5 protein-coding genes are annotated in these 4,851 nt (G+C 67.1%); 4 read left to right on the top strand and 1 reads right to left on the bottom strand.

The features are described from left to right. The first annotated feature begins 122 nt into the window (after positions 1-122). Positions 123-641: a hypothetical protein gene (locus VM054_04915; GenBank protein HUT98401.1), complete on the top strand. Its 519-nt coding sequence runs from the start codon at positions 123-125 to the stop codon at positions 639-641. Here VM054_04915 and VM054_04910 read toward each other — a convergent pair. Further along, complete coding sequence (locus tag VM054_04910) at positions 638-838, bottom strand: hypothetical protein (GenBank protein ID HUT98400.1); 201 nt, start codon at positions 836-838, stop codon at positions 638-640. The genes VM054_04915 and VM054_04910 overlap by 4 nt on opposite strands. A gap of 101 nt (positions 839-939) precedes the next feature. Between VM054_04910 and purL the strand changes: the two genes are divergently transcribed. The 3 genes from purL to VM054_04895 form a co-directional block, all read left to right on the top strand. Further along, positions 940-3,315 carry a phosphoribosylformylglycinamidine synthase subunit PurL gene (gene purL / locus VM054_04905; GenBank protein HUT98399.1) on the top strand — a complete coding sequence of 792 codons (2,376 nt, stop codon included), beginning with the start codon at positions 940-942 and terminating at the stop codon, positions 3,313-3,315. Positions 3,316-3,450: 135 nt separating this feature from the next. Then, positions 3,451-4,434 (top strand): CsgG/HfaB family protein, encoded by a 984-nt coding sequence (locus VM054_04900; GenBank protein ID HUT98398.1) that lies wholly within the window; start codon positions 3,451-3,453, stop codon positions 4,432-4,434. Positions 4,435-4,626: 192 nt separating this feature from the next. Then, on the top strand, positions 4,627-4,851 hold a 225-nt coding region (locus VM054_04895; protein HUT98397.1), incomplete at its 3' end, for a DUF559 domain-containing protein.

Genomic DNA, 4,851 nt, shown 5'->3' with positions numbered 1-4,851 from the left:
CTCCTTAGGTATTAGAAAACATCAAAGTAATTTTACATGGTCAAGAGGAAGTGTCAAGAATTATTTCAACCAAAGGGAGGCCGCACCGCCAACATTTTTTAACGCCTTGTCCCGAAGGCGGCATGGGCGCTATACTTGCCCTCGTGGAACCTCCCCGCTTTCCCGAAAATTTCCCCGCCGAGGCGGTGAGCCTCCGGCGCGACTACGGCCCCGACGAGCGCCTCTCGCCCGACGAGCCCGACGCCGTCCTCGCCGGGAACGAGCTGCACCTCTTCGGCCTCGAAGGCGGCTGGCGCAGGCTCACCCTGGACGAGGTCCACGGCGTGCGGTCGCGCAGCCGGGTCGTCTTCGGCCCCTGGCGGCTGGTGGCGGCCATGCTGGTCCTGTTGGCCCTGACCGCCGTGCTGTGGCTCGTGCCGCTGGCCAATCTCTGGCGGATGGTGCTGGGGGTGGGTCTGGTGCTGGTCTCGCTGCTGGTGCTGTACCTGCGGCGGGACACCGACCGGGTTCGGCACCGGCTGGTGGTGCTGCCGGCGCTGGGGGGGAAGATAGTCCTGGAGCTGCCGGAGAGCGTGCCGGGGCGGGCGGTGGACCTCTTCGCGGACCTGGTCACCAGGAGGCTGGCCGAGGCGGAGGGTTAGTCCGCCCTCCGCCGGGCGGTAATCCAGCGGACCAGGCGGACCAGGAGCCCGGCGGCGAAGACCCCCACGCAGAGCCAGCCCACCACCGGCTCGATCCAGAACCCCACCGCCGCGCCCCCCGCGATGCACGCCAGGAGAACCAGCCCCATCACGGGGTGGCGGATGAACTGACGAAGACCTTCGCGCCGGTCTGCCATGACCGGACGATTCTATCACCCCCGGCCCGCGTTGACATTCCCGCTGGGCGGGGGTATGATTTGCTGCGACATAACTCGAAGAGTATCCACCACTTAAGCCTATGAACCGCCCCGACGAACCGCTCGCCCTCTCCGGCCTCTCGGACGCCGAGGTCAAGAAAATCCTCGCCGGAATCGGCATCCACCTCACCCCCCACGAGGCGCGAGAGCTGGTGAAACTCCTGGGCCGGGAGCCGACCCTGGCCGAGGCGCACCTGTTCAACATCATGTGGAGCGAGCACTGCTCGTACAAATCGAGCCGGGCGCTCCTCGCCGAGCACCTCCCCACGGACGGCCCCAACGTGATTCAGGGCCCCGCCGAGGACGCCGGCATCGTCGAGTTCACCGTCCACAAAGGCGTGCGGTACGGCATCGTCTTCGCCCACGAGAGCCACAACCACCCGAGCCAGGTGGTGCCCAACGAGGGGGCGGCCACCGGCATCGGCGGCATCGTCCGCGACGTGTACTGCATGGGGGGCGAGGTCTTCGCCGTGCTGGACCCGCTGCGGTTCGGCGACCCGGCCGGGCCCGTGGGGACGCGCTCGGCGGAGATAGCCGCCGGCGTGGTGGACGGCATCTGGCAGTACGGCAACCCGCTGGGGGTGCCCAACCTGGGCGGTGACGCCTACTTCACCAAGAGATTCGACGACAACTGCCTGGTGAACGTGGTGGCGGTGGGGCTGGTGCGCGCCGACGAGATAATCCACAGCCGCGTGCCCGACGAGGCCCGCCTGGCGCCCTACGTCTACGTCCTGGTCGGCAAGGCCACGGACGACTCCGGCTTCGGCGGGGCGGCCTTCGCCAGCGTGGACCTGGACTCCGACGAGGAGAACCGCGGGGCGGTGCAGGTGCCCGACCCCTTTTTGTCGCGGGTGCTGACCGAGGCGAACAAGGCGGCCTGGCGCCACCTGCGGGAATTGGGCCTCGCCTTCGGGATGAAGGACCTGGGGGCGGGGGGCATCGCCTGCGCCACGAGCGAGATGGCCGCGGCGGCGGGCCTCGGCGCAGACGTCCACCTCGATAAAGTCCCGGTCTCCATGCAAAACCTCCCGCCCTACATAATAGCGTGCGGCGAGACCCAGGAACGCTACATGTACGCCGTGCCGGCCGGGGCGGCGGAGGCTTTTTGTAAAATATTCAACGAGGATTGGGAGCTGGGGAAGGCGGCGGTGGGCGCGGCGGCGACCGTCATCGGCGAGATTCTGCCCGAGGACCGCTACCGCCTGTTGTGGAAGGGGACCGCGGCGGAGGAAATTTTAGTCTGCGACGTCAGCACCCGGGCCGTCACCCACGGGATACGCCACGACCGCCCCCGCACACCGCCCGCGCCTAAAACGACACCCGCGAGGCCGAGACCCGGCCTGACCTGGGGCGCGGTTTTGCGAAAGATGCTCGCCTCGCCCAACGGCTGCTCCCGCTACCCCATCTTCAAGCGATACGACTGCGAGGTGCAGGGGCGCACGGTCCTGCGGCCCGGGGAGGCCGACGCCGGGGTGGTGATGCCGCTCGCGGGCTGCCCCGCGGGGGTGGCCATGACCGCCGACGGCAACCCGCGCCTGGGCGAGGTGGACCCGTACCTGGGCGCTGTGCACGCCGTGGCCGAGGCCGCCCGCAACGTGGCCTGCACCGGGGCCGCGCCGGCGGCCATCACCGACTGCCTGAATTACGGCAACCCGGAGAAGCCGCAAATATTCCAGGAGTTCGCCGAGGGGCTGCGGGGGATCGGTGACGCCTGCCGGGGGCTGGGGCTCATCGGCCATCCCGGCGCGCCGCTGCCCGTGGTCTCCGGCAACGTCAGCTTCTACAACCAATCGGCCCAGGGGAGGGCCGTCCCGCCCTCGCCCGTAATCGCCTGCGTGGGGGTAATCCAGGATGCGCGCAACGCCACGGGCCAGAGCGCCCTGGCTCCCGGCGAGGAGGTCGTCTTCATCGGGAAAAGAAGGCCGGAGCTGGGCGGGAGCCTGTATTACGAGACGGTTTACGGCGATGTAATCGGCGAGCCGCCCCCGGCGGAGTTGGATCGCTGGCGCACCGAATTGAACGCCATCGTCGAATTCGTCGGAAGCGGAAGGGCCGTCGCCTGCCACGACGTTTCAGACGGCGGCCTGGCGCTCTGCCTGGCGGAAATCGCCCTGGGGACGTACCTTTCCGGCGGCGTGGGCCTGGAGGCGGATTTTGGCGAAATTGCGAACCGGCTCGAACCCGAGGCGCTGCTTTATAACGAGGCCCCGGGGTACGTCCTGACCGTCCGGGCGGCGGAGGGCGCGGCTGCGGTGGAGTTTTTCAAGGAAAGGGGATGCTCGGCGGCGCTCCTCGGACGGACCACCGACGAGCGGCGCTTCACCCTGACCCTGGGTAAGCGTATACTGGTGGCGGAAAATCTCGACGAGCTGCGCGGGCTCTGGTCCGGCGGCCTTACGGAAATCTTCGGCGCGTGAAAAACCCACCCCCTCCCCCCTCTGGGGGGAAGCGCGCTTACGGGCCGGGGTGAGGTGTAGAACAGTTCCCCCTCTCCCTGTGGGAGCGGCGCGCCGACGGGCCGGGGTGAGGGCTACCTTCGAAAAAGGTGGATTATGCGTACACTGATAATTCTACTGGCTTTACTGGTGTTCGCTGGGCTGGCCGAGCAGCCCGCCATCGCCATCGTTGACCTGGAGGCCAAGCTCTGCGCCAAGGAGCTTGCCGACGCCGTCTCCGACATCCTGCGCACGGAAGTAATTGATACCGGGCGGTTCCGGGTCATCGAGAGGGCGCAGCTCGACAAGGTGCTCGAGGAGCACGCCTTCCAGTTGTCGGGTATGGTGGATGAGAGCACCATCGCCGAGTTCGGCAAGTTGGTGGGGGCGGACTATGTCGCCCTGGGCAGCGTCTCGGTCCTCGGCGGCACCTACACCGTCACGCTTCGCTTTATTAATGTGGAGACGGCGGAGGCGGTCCTGGGCAAGACGGAGAGCACCAACAGCCAATCGGGCCTGCCCGACGTGTGCCGCAGGCTGGCGGCGGCGCTCACCGGCCTGCCTTACAGCGGAACCTCGGGCGGTGGCGGCTACTCATCGGGCACCTCCGGCGCGGGCCGCATCTTCTTCATGTCCGGCCGCGACGGGGACCCCGAAATCTTCGTGCGTGACGCAGACGGAGGCAACGTAACCCAGTTGACCTACAACAGTAGCTCGGACAGTCAGCCCCACTTGAGTCCCGACGGCCGCCGCATCGCCTTCTCCTCCGACCGCGACGGGGACTGGGAAATCTTCGTGATGGACGCCGACGGGCGCAACCAGACCCAGTTGACCCACAACACAAGCAATGACCGGTATCCCTCCTGGAGTCCGGACGGCCGCCGCATCGCCTTCCACTCCGACCGCGACGGGGACTTCGAAATCTTCGTAATGGACGCCGACGGGGGCAACGTAACCCAGCTAACGAATAACACAGCCAAAGACGAGAATCCCATCTGGAGTCCGGACGGCCGCCGCATCACCTTCCACTCCTACCGCGACGGGGACGAGGTAATCATCGTGATGGACGCCGACGGGCGCAACCAACAACTACAGCGCTGACGCATATCCCGCCTGGTGCCCGGTGGAGTAGCCCCCTCCCCCCTCTGGGGGGAAGCGCGCTTACGGGCCGGGGAGGGGGGTGTAGCTCTCCCCTCTCCCCTCTGGGGGGCGGCCCGCCGACAGGGGGGGGAGAGGGGTGCGACGGCCCCTTCCCCCCTCTGGGGGGAAGGTCGGGAAGGGGGGTTTACAAAAATGACCCTTACAAGGAAACTGCCTTCCCTACTTCTCGAACGCTGTCGCAAACTTCGCGGTTCTCAAACGAAGGCCGAGACCAGGTTATGGAGGTGTCTGCGACGCAAGCAGCTCTTTGGAGCGCGGTTTCGTCGGCAGCATCCCCTCGGAGGTTATATCCTCGACTTCTACTGCCCGGAGTCTAAGCTGGCCGTCGAGCTCGACGGGAGCGGTCACGGCCAAAAC

The sequence above is a fragment of the bacterium genome (assembly GCA_035528375.1).
Lineage (GTDB): Bacteria > RBG-13-66-14 > RBG-13-66-14 > RBG-13-66-14 > RBG-13-66-14 > RBG-13-66-14.
Note: the sequence above shows the minus strand (reverse complement) of the source record. Positions and strands in the feature narration are given on the sequence as shown.

Bases quoted from the DNA above. Each gene is read 5' to 3' on its own strand.
- VM054_04915 (HUT98401.1), top strand. From the start codon at position 123: ATGGGCGCTATACTTGCCCTCGTGGAACCTCCCCGCTTTCCCGAAAAT.
- VM054_04900 (HUT98398.1), top strand. From the start codon at position 3,451: ATGCGTACACTGATAATTCTACTGGCTTTACTGGTGTTCGCTGGGCTG.
- purL (HUT98399.1), top strand. From the start codon at position 940: ATGAACCGCCCCGACGAACCGCTCGCCCTCTCCGGCCTCTCGGACGCC.
- VM054_04910 (HUT98400.1), bottom strand. From the start codon at position 838: ATGGCAGACCGGCGCGAAGGTCTTCGTCAGTTCATCCGCCACCCCGTG.